Raw genomic sequence first — 18669 nt, forward strand, 5'->3', positions numbered from 1 at the left:
CCCGCCGGTCATGGGGCGCGGCAGAGCCCGGCTCTACGACCTTGCAATAGCGATAAATTCCGCGCGCATGGCGATGCGTTCGTCGTAACGGCGCCCACCGGTCATGGGGCGCGGCTCTACCGGGCGCCGGGGGCGAATTTTGCGACGAGGTCCCAGGCGTCGCCGAGGAACATCTGGCGCACGCAGGTGATGGGCTGGTCGCCGCGCCAGGTGAGGCGGTCGATGACCAGGCAGGCCGTGCCGGGCTTGACCTCCAGCAACGCCGCGGCGGCGTCATCGGCGCCCCAGGCGCTGATGCGGTGCTGGGCGCGGGTCCAGGACACGTTCTGCAGCAGCCAGCTGCCCGGCGCGGTGGTGTCGAAATCCACGTCCAGCACCTCAGGCACGCCCACGGGGCTGATCAGGCGGTGTTCCAGCGCGAACGGACGGCCATCGGCGCGGTGCAGGCAGCGGATGGCCAGCAGCTTGTCGCTGCCCGACAGGGCCACCTCTTCGGCGGCCTGCGGGCGCGGCGCCCGGTAGGCCCGCTCCAGCAACTGGTAGCCGTAAACGTGGCCGCGTGCGCCCACGGCCATGGCGATATCCGGAATTTCCAGCGCCACCTGTTCGAGGTGCGGTGGCTGCCGGGCCACGAACGAACCGGCGCGGCGGCGGCGCTCGATCATGCCGCTTTCAGCCAGCGCGGTCAGCACCTTGTTCACGGTCATCCGCGAGCAGCCATACTGCTCCATCAGTTCGTGCTCATAGGGAATGCGGAACCCCGGCTCCCACTGCCCACTGAGGATACGGCTTTCCAGATCGGCGCGGATGCGCTGGTTGAGGGTTTCTGCTTTCTTGCCCGTCACTCGGGAGTCCTGGATGGGTGCGACCGGCACTCAGCCGGCCGACAACAACGTCTGCAATGCGCGGGCGAAACGGGCGGCCACGGCATCACGCTGCAGGTGACGGCCCTGATGGACCAACTGGCGACCCTGGCGCCACACCGAACGCACCGCACCATTACGTGCGGCGAACACCCAGCTGTCAAGCAAGGCGTCGCCGTCGCGGGCGATCAGGGCCGGGTGCGTGGGGTCCAGTTCGACCACGTCGGCCGGGGCGCCCACCTGCAGCCCGGTGGCCACGCCCAGCGCCTGCCCGGCACCGTGCAGCGACTGCTCGAACAGCCAACGGCCGCTGGACTGGCCATCGCCCGGCGCCAGCACATTGCGCCCGCGCAGCTGCAGGCGCTGGCCGTACTCGAGCAGGCGCAGCTCTTCGGCCGCATCGATCAGCACGTTGGAATCCGAGCCGACGCCGAAGCGCCCACCGGCGCGCGCGAACGCCTGCATCGGGAACAGCCCGTCGCCCAGGTTGGCCTCGGTGATCGGGCACAGCCCCGCCACCGCGCGACTGGCCAGCATGCGCTGCACTTCGTCGTCGTCCACGTGGGTGGCGTGCACCAGGCACCAGCGTTCGTCCACGGCGGCGTGTTCGTACAGCCAGCGCACCGGGCGCAAGCCGCTCCACGCCACGCAGGCGTCCACCTCGCGGGTCTGCTCGGCGATATGGATGTGCACCGGGCCGGGGGTGAGCGGCAGCAGTGCGTTGAGTTCCTCGCCGGTCACCGCGCGCAGGCTGTGCGGGGCGATGCCCAGCACGGCGTCATCCAGGCCCTGCAGCGCCTGGGTGCAGCCCTGCAGCAGCGCGGCGAAACCGTCCACGTCGTGGATCAACCGGCGCTGCGCCGGGTTGGGCGCGGCACCGCCGAAATCGGCATGGGCGTAGAACACCGGCAGCAGGGTCAGGCCGATGCCACTGCCCTGCGCGGCGGCGGCGATGCGCTCGGCCATCTCGGCGCGGTTGGCGTACGGGGTGCCATCGGCGGCATGGTGCAGGTAGTGGAACTCACCCACGCGGGTGAAGCCGGATTCGAGCATTTCCACGTAGGCCTGCTCGGCGATGGCCTGCACCGCGTCGGGCTGCAGGTGCGCCAGGAAGCGGTACATCAGCTCGCGCCAGCTCCAGAAGCTGTCACCGCTCTGGCCGCCGATCTCGGTCAGCCCGGCCATACCGCGCTGGAAGGCATGGCTGTGCAGGTTACCCAGCCCCGGCAGCGCGATGGCCAGCGTGGTGTCGCCCGGCTGGGCCGGCACGCCGGCACGCACCTCGGTCAGGCGGCCGCCGGCACACACAATGCGCACATCGCGGGCCCAGCCCTGCGGCAGCAGTGCGTGGGTGGCATGGAAAACAAGGGTCGCGGCGGGGGTGGCTGGCATCACTGGACATCCCGGAAGTGGCGCCTATATTGTATAGACATATAAGCCGATGTGGTTGCTGCCATGCACTGTGACACCCTCTGGTACCACGCCCACCTGATCACCGTCGATGGCCCGGGCCTGGGCGTGATCGAAAACGGGGTGATCGCCGCCACCGACGGCCGCATCGTGTACGTGGGCGCGGCCGGTACCGAGACGCACCTGCAGCCGGCGCAGCGTATTGACTGCGGCGGCCGCTGGATCAGCCCCGGGCTGGTCGACTGCCACACCCACCTGGTCTATGCCGGCAACCGCGCCGGCGAGTTCGAGCAGCGCCTGCAGGGCGTGAGCTATGCCGACATCGCGCGCGCCGGCGGCGGCATCGTCTCCACTGTGCGCGCCACCCGCGCCGCCAGCGAGGCCGAGCTGATCGCCGCCAGCCTGCCGCGCCTGGACGCGATGCTGGCCGAAGGCATCACCACGCTGGAAATCAAATCCGGCTACGGGCTGACCTTGGACGATGAAACCAAGCAGCTGCGCGTGGCCCGCGAACTGGGCCGCGTGCGCGCGATGGAGATCGTGCCGACCTTCCTGGGCGCGCATGCGATTCCGCCCGGCCGCGATGCGCAGGACTACATCGACGAGGTGTGCAACGTGATGATTCCGGCGGTGGCCGCGCAGGGCCTGGCCGAAGCGGTGGACGTGTTCTGCGAGAACATCGCCTTCAGCGCCGCGCAGGCCGAGCAGGTATTCGTGGCCGCCCGCCAGCACAGGCTGGCGATCAAGATCCACGCCGAACAGCTCAGCAACCAGCATGGCGCGGCGCTGGCTGCACGCCACGGCGCCTTGTCGGCCGACCATATCGAACACCTGGATGCCGAGGGCATCGCGGCGATGGCGGCGGCCGGCACCGTGGCGGTGCTGCTGCCGGGCGCGTTCTATTTCACCCGCGACACCACCCTGCCCCCGATTCCGGCGCTGCGTGCAGCCGGCGTGCCGCTGGCACTGGCCACCGATTCCAACCCCGGCACCTCGCCACTGACCAGCCCGCTGCTGGCCATGAACATGGCCGCCACCCTGTTCCGCATGACCGTGGACGAGTGCATCGCCGGCTTCACCCGTGAAGCAGCGCGCGCACTGGGCCGTACCGATCGCGTGGGTCGGCTGGCGGTCGGCCTGGACTGCAACCTGGCCCTGTGGGACATCGAGGCACCTGCCGACCTGGTGTACCGCATGGGCTTCAACCCCCTGCACGCGCGCGTGATGCGCGGCGTATCCGTCTGATTCTTGTGATGTCTGGAGATTCCATGAGCACTACCCTGACCCTGCAGCCCGGCGCGGTGACGCTGGCGCAATGGCGCGCGATCTTCGATGGCGCGCACGTGCGCCTGGACCCGGCCTCCGCCGCGGCGGTGCTGCGCAGCGCGCAGACCGTGGCCGATATCGTGGCCAAGGGCGCGCCGGTGTACGGCATCAATACCGGCTTCGGTAAGCTGGCCAGCGTGCGCATCGAGCGCGAAGACCTGGCCACCCTGCAGCGCAATATCGTGCTGTCGCACGCCGCCGGCGTGGGTGAGCCGATGCCGGCGCCGGTGGTGCGGCTGATGATGGCGCTGAAGCTGACCAGCCTGGCCCAGGGCGCGTCGGGCATCCGCCCGGAAACGCTGGCGCTGCTGGAGGCCTTCCTGCAGCACGACATCGTGCCGGTGATTCCGTGCCAAGGCTCGGTGGGCGCATCGGGCGACCTGGCCCCGCTCTCGCACCTGGCGAGCGTGATGATCGGCGTGGGCGAAGCGTTTGTCGGTGGCGAGCGGCTGCCGGCCGCCGACGCGCTGGCCCGGCACGGCCTTGCACCGCTGGTGCTGGGGGCGAAGGAAGGCCTGGCCCTGCTCAACGGCACCCAGTACTCCACCGCCTACGCGCTGGCCGGCCTGTTTGCGATCACCACCGTGTTCCAAGCCGCGCTGGTCACCGGTGCGCTGTCGGTGGAAGCGGCCAAGGGCTCGGACACGCCGTTCGACCCGCGCATCCACAGCATCCGCGGCCAGCGCGGGCAGATCACCACCGCCGCCACGCTGCGCACGCTGATGCAGGGTTCGGCCATCCGCGAATCGCACCGCGACAACGACGTGCGCGTGCAGGACCCGTACTGCCTGCGCTGCCAGCCGCAGGTGATGGGCGCGGCGTTCGACGTCATGCGCCAGGCGGCCACCACGCTGGCGATCGAAGCCAACGGCGTGTCCGACAATCCGCTGGTGTTCACCGACACCAATGAAGCGCTGAGCGGCGGCAACTTCCACGCCGAGCCGGTGGCCTTCGCCGCCGACATGCTGGCCATGGCCATCTGCGAGATCGGCTCGATCAGTGAGCGCCGCACCGCGATGCTGGTGGACCCGGCGCTGTCCGGCCTGCCCGCCTTCCTCACCCCGAAGCCCGGCTTGAATTCGGGCTTCATGATTCCGCAGGTGACCGCCGCGGCGCTGGTCTCGGAGAACAAGCAGCGCGCCTATCCGGCCAGCGTCGATTCGATTCCGACCTCGGCCAACCAGGAAGACCATGTGTCGATGGCCGCGCACGGGGCGCGCCGGCTGCTGGCGATGGCCGAGAACGCGGCCAACGTGGTTGGCATCGAGCTGCTGGCCGCCGCGCAGGGCTGCGACTTCCATGCCCCGCTGCGCTCCAGCGACGCGCTGGAAGGCGTGCGTGCGCGCCTGCGCGAGCAGGTACCCACGCTGCAGGACGACCGCTACTTCCATCCGGACATGGTGGCTGCCACCGCGCTGGTGCGCAGCGGCGCACTGGCCGAGGGCCTGGCCGACGTGCTGCCGCAGGTGGAGCCGCTGGCATGACCACCCACCCGGACTGGCTGCAGGTGCACGAGGGCGATGCGCCGCTGATCGTCAGCTTCCCGCATACCGGCAGCGAGCTGCCGCACGACCTGATCGAGGGCTACCACTCGCCATGGCTGGCGCGCCGCGATGCCGACTGGTGGGTGCATGAGCTGTACGACTTCGCCCGCGGCATGGGGGCCACGACCGTGCGCTCGGCGATCTCGCGCTCGGTGATCGACCTCAACCGCGACCCCAGCGGCGTGTCGCTGTACCCGGGCCAGAACACCACCGGCCTGTGCCCGCTGACCACGTTCGACAACCAGCCGCTGTACCACCCGGGCAGCGAGCCGGACGAAGCCGAGATCGCGCGCCGCCGCGACACGTATTTCGCGCCGTACCACGACGCGCTGGCCGCGCAGATCGCACGGCTGCGCCAGCACCACGGCACCGTGGTGGTATATGACGCGCACTCGATCCGCTCGCATATTCCGCACCTGTTCGACGGCGAGCTGCCGCAGTTCAACCTCGGCACCGCCGGCCCGTCGGGCGCGGTCGATACGTCCTGCGACAACACGCTCAGCGACGTGGTGGAGAACCTGCTGAAGATCAGCGGCCTGTCCCACGTGCGCAACGGCCGCTTCAAGGGCGGCTGGATCACCCGCCACTACAGCAACATTCCCGGTGGCGTGCACACCCTGCAGATGGAACTGGCCTGCCGTGGCTACATGCACGAGCCGGCCCCGGACCAGGTGGACGAACACAGCTGGCCCACCCCGCTCGACCCCGACCACGCCGCACCGCTGCGCCACACCCTGGCGCAGGTGCTCAACGCCTGCCTTGCATTCGCTACGAACCGGAGCGCCGCATGACCCGCAACGACCCGTCCCGCACCATCATCGCGCCTACCGGCACCACGCTCACCGCCAAGAGCTGGCTGACCGAAGCGCCGCTGCGCATGCTGATGAACAACCTGCACCCCGACGTGGCCGAGCGGCCGCAGGAACTGGTGGTGTACGGCGGCATCGGCCGCGCCGCGCGCGACTGGGAAAGCTTCGATGCGATCGTGGAAACGCTCACCCGCCTGGACGACGACCAGACCCTACTGGTGCAGTCGGGCAAGCCGGTGGGCGTGTTCCGCACCCATGTGGATGCGCCGCGCGTACTGATCGCCAACTCCAACCTGGTGCCGCGCTGGGCCAACTGGGACCACTTCAACGAGCTGGATAAGAAGGGCCTGGCGATGTACGGCCAGATGACGGCCGGCAGCTGGATCTACATCGGCGCGCAGGGCATCGTGCAGGGCACCTACGAAACCTTCGTGGAGATGGGCCGCCAGCACTACAACGGCAGCCTGGCCGGCAAGTGGCTGTTCACCGGTGGGCTGGGCGGCATGGGCGGCGCGCAGCCGCTGGCTGCGGTGATGGCCGGTGCCTCGTGCCTGGCGGTGGAATGCCGCAAGAGCAGCATCGAGATGCGCCTGCGCACCGGCTACCTGGACACCTGGACCGACAACCTGGATGAGGCGCTGCGCCTGATCGAGGAATCGTGCACGGCCAAGAAGCCGCTGTCGGTGGGTCTGCTCGGCAACGTCGCCGACGTGCTGGACGAACTGCTGCTGCGCGGGGTAAAGCCGGACCTGCTGACCGACCAGACTTCCGCACACGACCCGGTCAACGGCTACCTGCCGCAGGGCTGGACGGTGGAAGAATGGGACGACAAGCGCGTGTCCGCGCCGAAGGTGGTGGAGAAAGCCGCACGTGCCTCGATGGCCACCCACATCCGCGCCATGCTCGCCTTCCACGCGCTCGGCGTGCCCACGGTGGACTACGGCAACAACCTGCGCCAGATGGCGCTGGAAGAAGGTGTGGAAGACGCGTTCGATTTCCCCGGTTTCGTGCCCGCCTACATCCGCCCGCTGTTCTGCCGCGGCATCGGCCCGTTCCGCTGGGCCGCGCTGAGCGGTGATCCGGAAGACATCGCCAAGACCGACGCCAAAGTCAAGGAGCTGATCCCGGACAACCCGCACCTGCACCGCTGGCTGGACATGGCCGCCGAGAAGATCAAGTTCCAGGGCCTGCCCGCGCGCATCTGCTGGGTGGGCCTGGGCGACCGTGACCGCCTGGGACTGGCCTTCAACGAGATGGTCGCCAACGGCGAGCTGAAGGCCCCGGTGGTGATCGGCCGCGATCATCTGGACAGCGGCAGCGTCGCCTCGCCGAACCGCGAAACCGAGGCGATGGCCGACGGTTCCGACGCAGTGTCCGACTGGCCGTTGCTCAACGCCCTGCTCAACACCGCCAGCGGTGCCACCTGGGTGTCGCTGCACCACGGCGGCGGCGTCGGCATGGGCTTCTCGCAGCACGCCGGCATGGTAATCGTCTGCGACGGCACCGAAGCGGCCGCCAAGCGCATCGCACGCGTGCTGTGGAACGACCCGGCCACGGGCGTGATGCGGCATGCCGATGCCGGGTATGAGATCGCGGTGGAATGTGCGAAGGAGAAGGGGCTGGATCTGCCGGGGATTCTGGGCTGATCCCGATGCGTCCCGACCCACGGTCGGGACCTACCGCGCCTGATGCGTCCCGACCAACGGTCGGGATCTACCGTTCCGGATGCGTCCCGACCAACGGTCGGGATCTACCGCTCCGGATGCGTCCCGACCAACGGTCGGGATCTACCGCGGGCCGCGTAGAGCCGGGCTCTGCCCGGCTGCTCCTGTTGCCTAATCGTCCAACGGCACGTCACCGTCCCAATTGAACGACGGCATCCACTTCGCCACATCCTCCACCGGCTGCGGCAGCCGACCTTCCAGCCAACCCAGCAGATCATCCGGCGAGAATCCTGCGTCACTGGATTGAATCTGCCATGACAGAAACTCGCTGGCCGGACCATTGAGGTACGGCGGCGGCGCGACGGGCATGAACGTCGTCGGCAACGCTTCGGTCACCGACAACCCGTTGATCACGTAGGCAAGCTCCTGCACGGCACTCCAGGCCAGCGGATGCGCAAGATTCAGCGTGAACCCCACGTACCAAGTAATGTCCCCGCCCCGGCCCCAGTGCATCGGCGACGCCGACATGGCCGGAATCTTCTGCAGGTACTCCAGCAGTTTCTTGAATTCGCCTTGCTTGGCCAAGTGGTTCTCCAGAGAAGGTTTGTGCAACCGCCAGTATCGCTGAAGCAATCCGTGCTTCCACAAAGATATGCATGCGATTCAGTACGCAGCGCGACTCAAGGTTTCAGATTTTCTGCCGATCGTGTGACAGCGCCAACAACTGTCGATATCAATGCGACGGCGGCGCAAGGATCACTCAACCACAATGGAGTTGTACGCATGGCACACGAAATCACCATGGACCTGTCCACCAAATTCGTTCTGCACAAGGACGTGGAACTGGCGGTCAGGAAGGACGGCAAGCTGCTCGGCACCGCGTTGATCAGCAAGGGGAACATCCAGTGGGTTCCGGCCGGAAACTCGGTGAACAAGAAGCAGTTGAGCTGGACGAAGTTTGCCGCCCTGATGGAGGAGCACGGCAAGGACGTCAAGATGAAGTAACCGGCCGTACCACCCGGGAAGCCGCCCACCGGTCAGTTTCCCGGGGGCGGACGCCAACGGAACCCGGTTGGGCTGGGCCGTACGGCATGGACGGGTGACGTGCTACGCCAGACCTGTTAACTTGCGCGCCATCTTTTTGGTTTACAGCCCTTACGCATGTCGCTTTCGTCGTACCGCCCCTGCCCGACCCTGCTGTCCCTGGCCGTCGCCCTCGGCCTGTCTGCCGCCGCCCACGCCGCCCCTCAGGCAACCACCCTGGACGCGGTCAACGTGACAGCCTCCTGCGAGACCGAGCAGGCGCGCGCCGCGCTCAAGCGCGTACCCGGCGCCAGCAACGTGGTGGACCTGACCAAGGCCGACGGCCGACTGTCCACCAGCGCCGATGTGCTGGCCTACCAGCCCGGCATCAGTGCGCAGTCGCCGGGCAACGAAGGCGCCAAGGTGTCCATCCGTGGCTCGGGCATCAACCGGGGCCCGGGCGCGCATGCATCGGGCATTGCGGTGTCGCTGGATGGGCTGCCGTTGAGTGGCCCCGGCGGCACGCCGTATGAGCTGCTTGAGCCGATGTGGTTGAGCCGGGCCGAGGTGCTGCGCGGTGCCAACGGGTTCGAGCGCGGCGCCTTGGCGCTGGGCGGTGCCATCAATTACGTTAGCCGCAACGGGCGCGATTCGGCCGGGCTGGAACTGCAGTACGAAGCGGGCAGTCGCGGGTACCAGAAGCGCAGCGTCGGCTATGGCGGGGTGAGCGGTGATATCGACTACTACCTGGCCTACACCGATACCGAATCGGACGGCTACCAGCGCCACGCCGCCAGTGACGGCAAGGGCGCCATGGCCAACCTGGGCTGGCAGATCACCCCGACCCTGGAAACGCGCTTCTTCGTGCGTTACCGCGAGACCAATCACGAAACGCCCGGGCGCCTGACCCGCGACCAGATCCGCAACGACCCGCGTGCGGCCAACCCGGCCAACCTGGCCATCGATGCACGCCGTCCGCAGCCGGGCAGCACCTGGATCGGCAACATGACCACCTGGCAGATCGACGAGGCGTCCTCGCTGCAGGCCGGGCTGGTGTATCACAAGTACCCGATGGACTTGAACGAAAGCCTGTACCGGCAGCAGCTGGACTACAGCAACCTCAACGCCACCGTGGACTACCGCCACCGCCACCTGCTGTTGGGCCGCACCAGCGTGACCACGCTGGGCCTGCGCGTCACCCACGACCTGGACGCGGACGTGCGCGAAACGCTGCGCTTTGCCAGCAACGGCTATGCCGCCGGCACCCACACGCGCGACTTTTCGCACCACGGCACCGACAGCACGCTGCACATCGGCAACGACCTGGCCCTGACCGACGCGCTGCACCTGCAGACCGGGCTGGCGCTGATCAACACCCGCCGCGATGTGCAGGTGACCTGGCCGGCCACGCCCGAGCGCCTGCGCGAGCACCAGAGGGACTATGCGCCGCGGCTGGGCTTCACCTGGCAGCAGACCCCGCAGACGCAGTGGTTCGGTAACCTGAGCCGCTCGGTGGAACCGGCGCATCCGTGGTCGATGATCTGGGGCTCGAACCAGTATTTCGCGGCAGGCAACGGCGCATCCACCGGTCGCCAGCGCGCGCCGGTACAGCTGGACAACCAGACCGCCACCACGCTGGAACTGGGTGCGCGCGGCAACAGCGTGCTCGGCCGCTGGGAGCTCACCGGCTACTACGCCCGCGTGCTGCATGAACTGCTCACCGTGGAAGTGATGCCGGTACCGAACCTGTTCGTGGCCGAGAACAACGCCAGCCCGACCGTGCACCGCGGCCTGGAAGCCGGGTTGGACAGCACGCTGTGGCAGGGGCGCGATGGCCGCCTGTCGTTGCGCCAGGCCTACACTTTCAGCGACTTCCGCTACCGCGATGATGCGCTGTTTGGCAGCAACCGCCTGCCCGGCCTGCCCCGCCACTACTACCAGGCCGAGCTGCGCTACGACCACCCCACCGGTTTCTACGCCGCGCTCAACACCGAGTACGCCTCGGCGATGTTCGTGGACTACGCCAACAGCGTCCGCGCCGACAGCCACGCCATCGTCGGCAGCCGGGTCGGGTTCGATGCCCCCAGCGGGCGCTGGCAGGCGTGGGCGGAGATGCGCAACATCGGCGACCGCCACTACGCGGCGACGGTAACGCCGGGCTACAACGATGCCGGCAAGGACGTGGCCCGCTCCACCCCGGGCGAAGGCCGCGGCGTGYATGCCGGCCTGCGCTGGCGCTTCGACTGAGCGAGCCGGCCAGCAACGGCAGCGTTGCTGGCCCTCACGCAAGCCGCGGGAGACCAGTAGAAATACTGAGCCAAACCGGCAGGATTGCCGTGGCGCGCACGCCACGCCAGGGCGACACTCGGCACATCCCCCGCCTGTGGAGCCCGCCGTGACCCCCATCCTTCCGCGCATGCTGTGCGTGCTGTCGCTGGCCCTGTGTGCGGTCGCCGTGGGCCACGCCCAGGACATGCCGGGCACGGCGAGTGCGCGCTTCGACCAGCTGGACCGCAACCACGACGGTCGCGTGACGGCCGACGAGTACAACGGCAAGGCCGTATTCGCCGCACTGGACGCCGACCGGAACTACCGGCTGACCCTGGACGAACTGCAGGCGGTACTGGGACCGGACCGCGACGGCCAACTGTCCGCGGCCGACCGCCTGCGCGTGGCCGACCTCAACGGTAACGGCGAACTCAGCCAGGACGAAGTGAGCCGCTTCGCGCAGATGCGCTTCCAGGGCCTGGACAGCAACCGCGACGAGCGCCTGGACCTGGCCGAATTCCAGCGCGGTTTTCTGCAACGCTGAGCGCCGTCGCATCGCTTATGTCGCCCGCGCCGCCTGCTGCCGCTGCCGCCATTCGGCCCAGAACAACGCCCAACCGCGTGCCTCCTCGGGATCGGTGGCCGGGTGTTTGGGGCTGCACCGCGCGTAGAAGGCGTCGACCGCATCCACGAAGGCAAGCACCGCTTGCCGCCATTCTTCCAGGGACACCCGGCAAGGGCCGTCGCCAGCGTCCAGCAGCACGTCATCGCCCTGATGGGTCACCGTGACATCGCGCCCGCTGGGGCACCCCATGCAGAACACCGGAAACACGCCGCTGGACGGTAACGCGATGTAGCCACAACAGGGAAACAGCGCATTGCCGTCGCTCACGTTGTCCGCCGGCGCGTGGTCATGCTGCAGCGTACGCAGCAGATACAACCCGGCCGCGCTCAAGGTGAGGCTGCCATCGGCGGGCGTGACCAGCGCTTTGCCGTCCACCGCCAGCACCACCGTGCCGTGCGCGCAGGGGTCGTCCGCATCATCGGCTTCGCCGCTGATCCAGCTCAATTCAAGGATGCGCAACTCAAGCATCGGGGATATCCATTCCACGTCTTTCCCACACCGTCAGACGGCAGCTGCCTGGACGAACAGCGACAGATACATGGCCAGCACCGCGAAGCTGCCCCACAGCAACATGCTGACCATCCCCACCACGCCGGCCAACCAGTAACGCAGCCCGCCACCTAACACCGCCACCAGCACCACCAGCACCGGGCCTGCCCAGACCCACGGGTAGCTGCTGACGAAGGCAGCGGAGAGTGCAGGCGGTTCCATGCCCGCCTGCAGCAACGGCGCCAACAGGCGCGGCAGCAATGCAACGCCCATCGCCGTGACCAGCACCGCGGTGATGCCGCTGCAGGCCAGCCCGATCACCAGTGCGCCCACCCCGGCGATGCCGCCGGTGGCACCGGCCAATGCGCGTTGCAGCAGGCTCATTTGCCGCGCACCTTCTGCAGGACATCGGCCAGGGTGTTTGCGTGGGGCGCAATTTCCTGCGCCACCCAGCCCAGCCCGGCGGAAAACACCAGCACGCCGATCAGCGGCCAGAAGGTATGGGCCAGGCACAGCCGCCACCACCCCTGCGCACGCATGCCTTGCATGCGCCGGTACAGGCCCCCGGCAATGGCGGTGTCGACCAGCAGCTCGGCCATCAGCACCGGCGCGGACCAGATCACCCAGCTGGCCGCCACCAGCATTCCGGCAGCGATCGCCAGTACCGCGATGAGGGCCATGACCGGCACGCCCGCATCGCCGTCGGCGAGATCCAGCAGTGACCCGTCGCTGCTGGGGGTGCCTGCGCTGGAGCCGGTCGCCGGCGCCCACGACGCCGATGCGCCACCGCCACCGGAGTGCCCACCCTGCCCGCCCCACTGCGGGCCTGTGTTGGGCGACGACGAACCGCCACTGCCGCCGCTGTTGATCACCGCCTCTGCAACGTCATTGCGGCGCAGGTGCAGCCATAGCCACATCAACAGCAGGAACGTCAGGTACGCCACCAGCACGGCCAGCGGATACCGCAGCAGCATGGTGTCCAGGCCACCCAGACGCAGCAGGTGTGCCGCCAGCAGGCCCGCCACGGCGGTGACCATCACGATCACGGCCATCTGCAACCGCGGCCAGCCACCCCGCTGCAGCTGCTGGCGGGCGCGGGCAATTTCGCTGCCGCGGGTCAGCGGCAGCAGCAGCGGCCTGGGCGGTCGCACCACCCGCCGGTTCATGGCTGCACCTGCTTGGTGACCGCCTCGATGCGATGGCCATCGGGGTCGATCACGAACGCCGCGTAGTAACGGTCACCGTAATCCGGCCGCAGTCCGGCGGGGCCATTGTCATGCCCGCCGGACTGCAGCGCGGCGCGATGGAAGTCCTGCACCGCGGTGCGCGTGGGGGCGCTGAAGGCCAGGTGGAAGCCGGGCCCGGGGGCGGCGGCATCGTCGCGCAGTTTCAGGCACAGCATGTCTTCGTCGTCGACCAGCCCGTACCCGATTGCGGTGTCATCCTCGAATACGCGGCGGTAGCCCAGCGCGCCAAGTGCGGCGTCGTAGAACGCGCCGGCCGCAGCCAGGTCGCGGACCCCAAGGGACAAGTGATGCAGCATGCGGACGTCCTTGCCGTGGAATGCGGAATGCACGGCAACAGTGTAAAGGCGCGTCGCGCTCAACGGCGCTTGCGGGTGCTCATCCGCGCGCAGGCAGCGCCACCAGCGCCTGCAGCTGCGCCGCTACCCGATCGAACGGTGCGATGTCCTGCATCGCCCGGCACATCGCCACGGCACCTTCCACGCTGGCGATGATCAACGTGGCCTGCGCGGCCGCCTGTGCCGGCGCATGGCCGGCAGCGACCAGCGCAGCTCCCAGCCGGTGTTCCCACTGCGCAAACACCGCCGCCGCGGCACCGCGTGCCTGGCTGGCCACCGCATCCACCGGTTCTTCCACCGCCGCCGCCAGCACCGGGCAGCCGGCAGCGAACTGGGTGCGCAGCAGGCGTGCGCGCCACATCTGCAGAAACTGCTGCAGGCCCGGCGCCGCGCCGTCCCGCAAAAGTTCGGCCAGCAGGGCATCCACCTTGTCGCCGGCCTGGGTGGTGGCGCGCGCCAACAACTCCTGCTTGCCGCCCGGGAAATGGTGGTACGTGGAGCCCAACGGCGCATCGGCGGCCTTGGTCACCTCGCGGATGCTGGTGGCATTGAGGCCCACCCGCGCCAACATGTCGGCCGCCGCCGCGATCACGCGCTGGGGTGCATCGGTAGGGCGAGGCGACATGGCGTGATTCCTTGCTATGACAGTCGTCATACATTAGCGTATCCGGACTATAACAGTCGTCATATTCCGCATGAATCTCTGGTTCCGCCTGCTGTACCTGCTGCTGTGCAGTTTCTTCCGGCCACGGCTTGCCGCGCCGTTCGGGGTGTCACGGCTGCCGTTCCGGGTGCTGCCCAATGACCTGGACAGCAACCTGCACATGACCAATGGGCGCTACTGGAACATCTTCGATCTGGGCCGGCTGGACCTGATCCTGCGGATGGGCCTGGGCCGGGTGGCGCTGCGCGAAAAATGGGCACCGATCGTCGGCGCCGGCACCATCCAGTTCCGTCGCGAACTGAAACCCTTCCAGCGCTTCACGCTGGAAACGCGGCTGGTGGGCTGGGTGGGCACGCGGGTGATCATGGAGCAGCGCGTGCTGCTGGGCGAGGAGAAGATCGCCACCCGCGCGCTGCTGGTGACCGGCATCTACGACCGCCGCCAGCGCCGCTTCGTGGACATGCCGCGGATGATGCAGTCCATCGGTGCCGACGACGTGCCCTCCCCGCCCCTCAGTGCCGCCGCCGACGCGTTGCTGGCGGCAGATGCCGCGCTGAAGCAGGACGACGCCTGAGCGCGTCGTTCAGCGCGGTCGCGACAGCGCCTGGGTGATCGCCGCCTCGGCCAGTGGCGCCATCCGCGCGTAGCCGGCTGGCGTGGGGTGCACGCCGTCAGCAGCCAGCGCCTCGTCCAGGCCACCGTCGCGGTTGGCCAACGGCGTGTGGTAATCCAGATACACCACGTTGTGCGCGCTGGCGTACCGCTTCAACGCCGCATTCAACGCGCGCACCTTCGGCGCCGGCTGCACGCCGCGCTGCCACGGGTAGTCGCTGACCGGCAGCACCGAGCTGAGCACCACCGCGATGCCGTGTGCCTGGGCCAGTTCCACCATCGACTGCAGGTTGTCTTCGATCATCGCCTGGCTGGCTGCGCCGGTGTTGCCGGCAATGTCGTTGGTGCCGGCCAGGATCACCACCACCGCCGGCTGCAGCGCGATCACATCCTGGCGGAATCGCACCAGCATCTGCGCGGTGGTCTGCCCGCTGATGCCGCGGTTGAGGTAGCCCTTGCCGGGGAAGAAGGTGTCGCTGCCGGTGCGACCCCAGCCTTCGGTGATGGAATCGCCGAACAACACCACGCGCGGCGTGCCGGAAACCGGGGCCGCCAACGCGGCATTTTCATCCCGGTAGCGCTGCAGCTGCGGCCAATCGAGCAGGCGCTGCTGCAGTTCAGCGATCTGACGCTGTTCCAGCGTATCGGCGGGCTGCAGCAGCAGCGGATTGACCGCCTCCTTTGCCTGCGCGGCAGGCAACAGCAGCGCAACCAGCGCCAGCGGCAGCGCGGCGTGCAACATCGAAGGCATCGTGCGGTCTCCCTGGGTGACCCGGTCAGCCTAGCATGCACCCCGCCGACGCTTGCCGGGCAGCAATGCGCGCCACAATTTCCATGAGCGCCAGAGGCGGCGGAACACGCGTCGGCTGCGTCGGCGCAGCCCCGGCGAGCCGCTGCGCAGCCGGTGTTCCACCGCGTCCAGCACGCGCTCGGCGGCCCGTCCATCGGGCTGCGGGTGGATGCTGGCCGCATAGGCGTGACGTGCATCGGACAGCGCGTGCGGCGCCGCCAACGCCTGCTGGATGGCCGCACCGATGTCCGCCGGCGCGCGAACATCCTGCATGCAAGGCTGCGGCTGGCGATGGCACACCGTCACGACGGGCTTGTCGAGCAGCACGAACTCTTCCACCACCGACGAGGTATCGCAGACCAGCACGTCGGCGGCGTGCAGCATCGCGGCCAGGTGCGCCGAATCCAGGAAGCAGGCATGTGGGCCCGCCAACGCCTGGTAGTGCTGGCGCAGATCGGCGGGCGCCAGGGGATGCAGGGTGAGCAGCCAGTAGCGATCCCCGCGCGCGATCAGCGCCTCCAGTACCGGCAGGCAGTCACGGGCCTGGCTCAAGGGCGCATTGAAGGTGGAGGCAAACATCACCGTCGGCCGGCCAGCGGCAGCTGCGCGCAGTGCGTGTGCCTGCGCGCAGGGCCCGGCAAACAGGGTATCCAGCTTCGGCCACCCGGTCTGGACCACGCTGAAATCGCGCCGTTGCCCCGCCAATGCCTGCAGCGGCCCGGTCGTGGCCGGGCCGTGCGCGCAATACAGGTCGAACAACCCGAGCATGCGGAACTGGCCTTGGCGCGGATCCCGCTTGTGCAGGTTCAGCCCATGGAACAGCTGCACCTGCAGGCCGGGAAGAAACGGCGGAATGCGGTTGACCGTGGCGAACACGGCGTGCGGCCGGAACCGCCACAGCGCGCGTGCGCTGGACAGACGCGACTCGTCCGCGCGCAGCCCGGCGGCAACCGCGTCGGGTGCCAGCCAGGCCACGCGGTGGCCACGTGCCTGCGCCTGTGCGGCAAGCGGGCGCAGGATGGGCAGCGCGTACTGCTCCGACGCCAGCATTACCCAGCGTCGAGGTGCCGGTGCGTCCAGGCCATCGGCAAGCGCATCAGTCGCCAGCGATGGCAGGCCCGCCATGCAGGCCTCACCCATGCCGGTGACCTGCTTCCTGGCCCTGCACCGATGCGGGCGCGCCGCTGAGGACCGCAGCAAGGCGCTCACGAAACGCCGCGTCACGCTGCAGGAAACGCGCGCGTGCCCGCTGGCCCAGCGCTACGCACGCCGGCGGTGACAACTGCAGTGCCCGGGCAACACCGGCTTCGATCGCGTCGACCGATACGCGGTAGCGCCGGCCCAACCCCATCTGCTCACCCGGCGTGCAGTGCAGCAGCAGCCCGCAGGCCGCATCAACCAGTTCGTTCATGGGCGCCGCGTCGGTGGTCAGCACCACGGCGCCCACGCTCATTGCCTCGGCAATGGAATGACCGAAGCCCTCGATCTCGGATGGACAGATGTGGAAACGATGGACGTTCTGCAGCCGTTGCAACCCGGCATCGTCGAGGTAGCCGGCCATGACCACGATGTTGGGTGCGGCCCAGTCCGTGCGCGCATGGCGCTTGCGCTGCACCACCGTCAGGCACGGCCACTCGGGATGACGTCGCCAGGCCTCGACCACCACGTCGGTGCCTTTGGCAGTGCTGCGTCCGGCAAGGTGGAAGAAGGTGGCCTGCCGGGGCACGGCGGGATCGAACCGGTCGGCGCAGGTGAAGCCCGTATAGCGCGTTGCACACCCCAGCTGCGCGAACAGCGGTTCGGCGTGCCGGGTTTTGCACAACACCTGGTCGAACCGCGGCAGCAGCGCCACCCATTCCGGCTTGAACCACTCGGGATTGGGGATCAGCAGGTTGCGCCCCGCGCAGTCCAGGGTGGGTGCGTAGATCCGCTCCAGCGACAGCTGCGCATCGTAGCGGCCGTGCAGGCGGCAGCGCGCGCGGGTCCACCAGTGTCGCAACCGGGCGCCCAGCCGGGAGCGTCCCAGGCCCACGGCAGACACTTCGTGGTGGGCACGCAACACGTCGGCCACGATGGCCAGATCGCGACTCAGCCCTGCCCCGTTGTCGCGGGTAATGACACGCACCTTGCTCACGTCGTCGCCCTGGAGCGCCGCAGCACCGCCAACATGGTCGGTGTGGGTCGTCCTTTCCCCGGGCCATCATCTGCTGGCGAAGGCCGGCCGTGCAAGCGGCGCGGGCGGCGCTGCGCGGTTCAGCCCCTCCAGGCCAGCACCGGGGCCCGCGTTGCCAGCGCCGTTTCAATACGCTGCAGGCAATCGGGCGTGGGGCTGACCAGGCACCACTGTGCGCTGTGGCGCAGCAGCGGCAGGTCGGCGTGGTGGTCGGTATAGGCCATCGCCCACGGCGGTGCGAAGCCACGCGCGGCCAGCATCGGAATCTTGTTCTCGCCCAGGCAGTGGTGTTCGCTGACCCAGCCGCCCCATAGCGGGCGCAGCGTGGAGGCCACCAGCGGCACCTCGCCCAGCCCGCCATGGACCAGCAGCGCGCGTGCCAGCGGCTCCCAGCAGCCGGTAGCGATGACCACCCGGTCCCCCTGCGCCAGATGCTCGCGCAGGCGTGCGACGGCCGGGGCGATGAACAGCGCTTCGTCCCCCGCGAACACGGCATCGGCATGCGCCTGTGCCAGCGCCTGCATTGCCTCACGGCTGCGCCCGAAGGTGGCCAGCCATACCGCACACCGCATGGGCAGGCGGCGCGTACGGGGTAGTAGCAGCAAAGGCGCCAACAGCGGCAGCGCCACGATCAGCGCGGCCAGGCGCCACGGCTGGCGGCGCAGCAGGCCCTTGAAGAAGCGACGCGCCGTTTCCCAGCGGGTCAGGGTGAGGTCGAAATCGAACACAACCACGTTTGCATCGGGCATCCGCGCACTCCCTGTTGCGGTGAAGGCCCGATCATAGCGGCACTGCCGCACACGCGTCCGGGGTGCTGCCGTGCGGAC

Annotated in this window: 20 protein-coding genes; 8 read left to right on the forward strand and 12 right to left on the reverse strand. The window is 68.8% G+C overall.

Translation table 11 applies throughout. The features are described 5' to 3' along the window. Positions 1–116: 116 nt before the first annotated feature. On the reverse strand, positions 117–845 hold the full coding sequence (hutC, locus tag AC1DCJ_RS09340) for a histidine utilization repressor (protein WP_137189801.1): 729 nt from the start codon (positions 843–845) through the stop codon (positions 117–119). Between the two features lie 30 nt (positions 846–875). Beyond that, positions 876–2255: a formimidoylglutamate deiminase gene (locus AC1DCJ_RS09345; protein WP_478070774.1), complete on the reverse strand. Its 1380-nt coding sequence runs from the start codon at positions 2253–2255 to the stop codon at positions 876–878. Positions 2256–2318: 63 nt separating this feature from the next. Here AC1DCJ_RS09345 and hutI point away from each other — a divergent pair, with 63 nt between their 5' ends. From hutI to hutU, 4 genes are read left to right on the forward strand one after another with little or no spacing between them, the layout of a single operon-like run. Continuing rightward, a complete protein-coding gene (gene hutI, locus AC1DCJ_RS09350) occupies positions 2319–3518 on the forward strand; it encodes an imidazolonepropionase (RefSeq protein ID WP_478070775.1) in 1200 nt (399 codons plus the stop codon). A gap of 23 nt (positions 3519–3541) precedes the next feature. Next, positions 3542–5083 carry a histidine ammonia-lyase gene (gene hutH / locus AC1DCJ_RS09355; protein WP_478070776.1) on the forward strand — a complete coding sequence of 514 codons (1542 nt, stop codon included), beginning with the start codon at positions 3542–3544 and terminating at the stop codon, positions 5081–5083. Next, positions 5080–5934 carry an N-formylglutamate deformylase gene (gene hutG, locus AC1DCJ_RS09360; protein WP_478070777.1) on the forward strand — a complete coding sequence of 285 codons (855 nt, stop codon included), beginning with the start codon at positions 5080–5082 and terminating at the stop codon, positions 5932–5934. Before hutH ends, hutG begins: the two co-directional genes overlap by 4 nt. Then, positions 5931–7598 (forward strand): urocanate hydratase, encoded by a 1668-nt coding sequence (gene hutU, locus AC1DCJ_RS09365; protein ID WP_313422358.1) that lies wholly within the window; start codon positions 5931–5933, stop codon positions 7596–7598. Before hutG ends, hutU begins: the two co-directional genes overlap by 4 nt. Before the next feature lie 189 nt (positions 7599–7787). Here the strand turns inward: hutU and AC1DCJ_RS09370 are convergent, their stop codons facing one another. Beyond that, positions 7788–8201 (reverse strand): hypothetical protein, encoded by a 414-nt coding sequence (locus AC1DCJ_RS09370; protein ID WP_478070778.1) that lies wholly within the window; start codon positions 8199–8201, stop codon positions 7788–7790. Positions 8202–8399: 198 nt separating this feature from the next. Here AC1DCJ_RS09370 and AC1DCJ_RS09375 point away from each other — a divergent pair, with 198 nt between their 5' ends. The 3 genes from AC1DCJ_RS09375 to AC1DCJ_RS09385 all read left to right on the forward strand — a co-directional run bounded on the left by AC1DCJ_RS09375 (position 8400) and on the right by AC1DCJ_RS09385 (position 11451). Further along, on the forward strand, positions 8400–8621 hold the full coding sequence (locus AC1DCJ_RS09375; RefSeq protein WP_313422354.1) for a hypothetical protein: 222 nt from the start codon (positions 8400–8402) through the stop codon (positions 8619–8621). Between the two features lie 156 nt (positions 8622–8777). Then, entirely contained in the window at positions 8778–10886 is a 2109-nt protein-coding gene (locus AC1DCJ_RS09380) for a TonB-dependent receptor family protein (RefSeq protein WP_478070779.1), read from the forward strand. Between the two features lie 148 nt (positions 10887–11034). Continuing rightward, the gene (locus tag AC1DCJ_RS09385) at positions 11035–11451 is read left to right on the forward strand and encodes an EF-hand domain-containing protein (protein ID WP_478070780.1); all 417 of its coding nucleotides are present in this window, start codon (positions 11035–11037) and stop codon (positions 11449–11451) included. A gap of 15 nt (positions 11452–11466) precedes the next feature. Here the strand turns inward: AC1DCJ_RS09385 and AC1DCJ_RS09390 are convergent, their stop codons facing one another. From AC1DCJ_RS09390 to AC1DCJ_RS09410, 5 genes are all read right to left on the reverse strand, one after another. Next, a complete protein-coding gene (locus tag AC1DCJ_RS09390) occupies positions 11467–12000 on the reverse strand; it encodes a hypothetical protein (RefSeq protein ID WP_478070781.1) in 534 nt (177 codons plus the stop codon). Positions 12001–12033: 33 nt separating this feature from the next. Further along, the gene (locus tag AC1DCJ_RS09395) at positions 12034–12405 is read right to left on the reverse strand and encodes a hypothetical protein (RefSeq protein ID WP_478070782.1); all 372 of its coding nucleotides are present in this window, start codon (positions 12403–12405) and stop codon (positions 12034–12036) included. Continuing rightward, positions 12402–13187 (reverse strand): hypothetical protein, encoded by a 786-nt coding sequence (locus AC1DCJ_RS09400; RefSeq protein WP_478070783.1) that lies wholly within the window; start codon positions 13185–13187, stop codon positions 12402–12404. Before AC1DCJ_RS09400 ends, AC1DCJ_RS09395 begins: the two co-directional genes overlap by 4 nt. After that, entirely contained in the window at positions 13184–13564 is a 381-nt protein-coding gene (locus tag AC1DCJ_RS09405) for a VOC family protein (protein ID WP_478070784.1), read from the reverse strand. Before AC1DCJ_RS09405 ends, AC1DCJ_RS09400 begins: the two co-directional genes overlap by 4 nt. Before the next feature lie 79 nt (positions 13565–13643). Beyond that, positions 13644–14228, reverse strand: coding sequence for a TetR/AcrR family transcriptional regulator (locus AC1DCJ_RS09410; RefSeq protein WP_478070785.1), 585 nt, complete (start codon positions 14226–14228; stop codon positions 13644–13646). 70 nt (positions 14229–14298) lie between these two features. Here AC1DCJ_RS09410 and AC1DCJ_RS09415 point away from each other — a divergent pair, with 70 nt between their 5' ends. Beyond that, entirely contained in the window at positions 14299–14841 is a 543-nt protein-coding gene (locus AC1DCJ_RS09415; protein ID WP_137189815.1) for a thioesterase family protein, read from the forward strand. Between the two features lie 9 nt (positions 14842–14850). Here AC1DCJ_RS09415 and AC1DCJ_RS09420 read toward each other — a convergent pair whose 3' ends face one another. From AC1DCJ_RS09420 to AC1DCJ_RS09435, 4 genes are all read right to left on the reverse strand, one after another. After that, positions 14851–15630 (reverse strand): SGNH/GDSL hydrolase family protein, encoded by a 780-nt coding sequence (locus AC1DCJ_RS09420; RefSeq protein WP_478070786.1) that lies wholly within the window; start codon positions 15628–15630, stop codon positions 14851–14853. A 30-nt stretch (positions 15631–15660) separates the two neighbouring features. Beyond that, positions 15661–16809: a CDP-glycerol glycerophosphotransferase family protein gene (locus tag AC1DCJ_RS09425; protein ID WP_478070787.1), complete on the reverse strand. Its 1149-nt coding sequence runs from the start codon at positions 16807–16809 to the stop codon at positions 15661–15663. Then, the gene (locus AC1DCJ_RS09430; RefSeq protein ID WP_478070788.1) at positions 16802–17803 is read right to left on the reverse strand and encodes a glycosyltransferase; all 1002 of its coding nucleotides are present in this window, start codon (positions 17801–17803) and stop codon (positions 16802–16804) included. Before AC1DCJ_RS09430 ends, AC1DCJ_RS09425 begins: the two co-directional genes overlap by 8 nt. Before the next feature lie 119 nt (positions 17804–17922). Beyond that, on the reverse strand, positions 17923–18591 hold the full coding sequence (locus tag AC1DCJ_RS09435; RefSeq protein WP_478070789.1) for an HAD family hydrolase: 669 nt from the start codon (positions 18589–18591) through the stop codon (positions 17923–17925). Positions 18592–18669: the final 78 nt, after the last annotated feature.

It is taken from the genome of Stenotrophomonas sp. 10N36, from assembly GCF_056395005.1.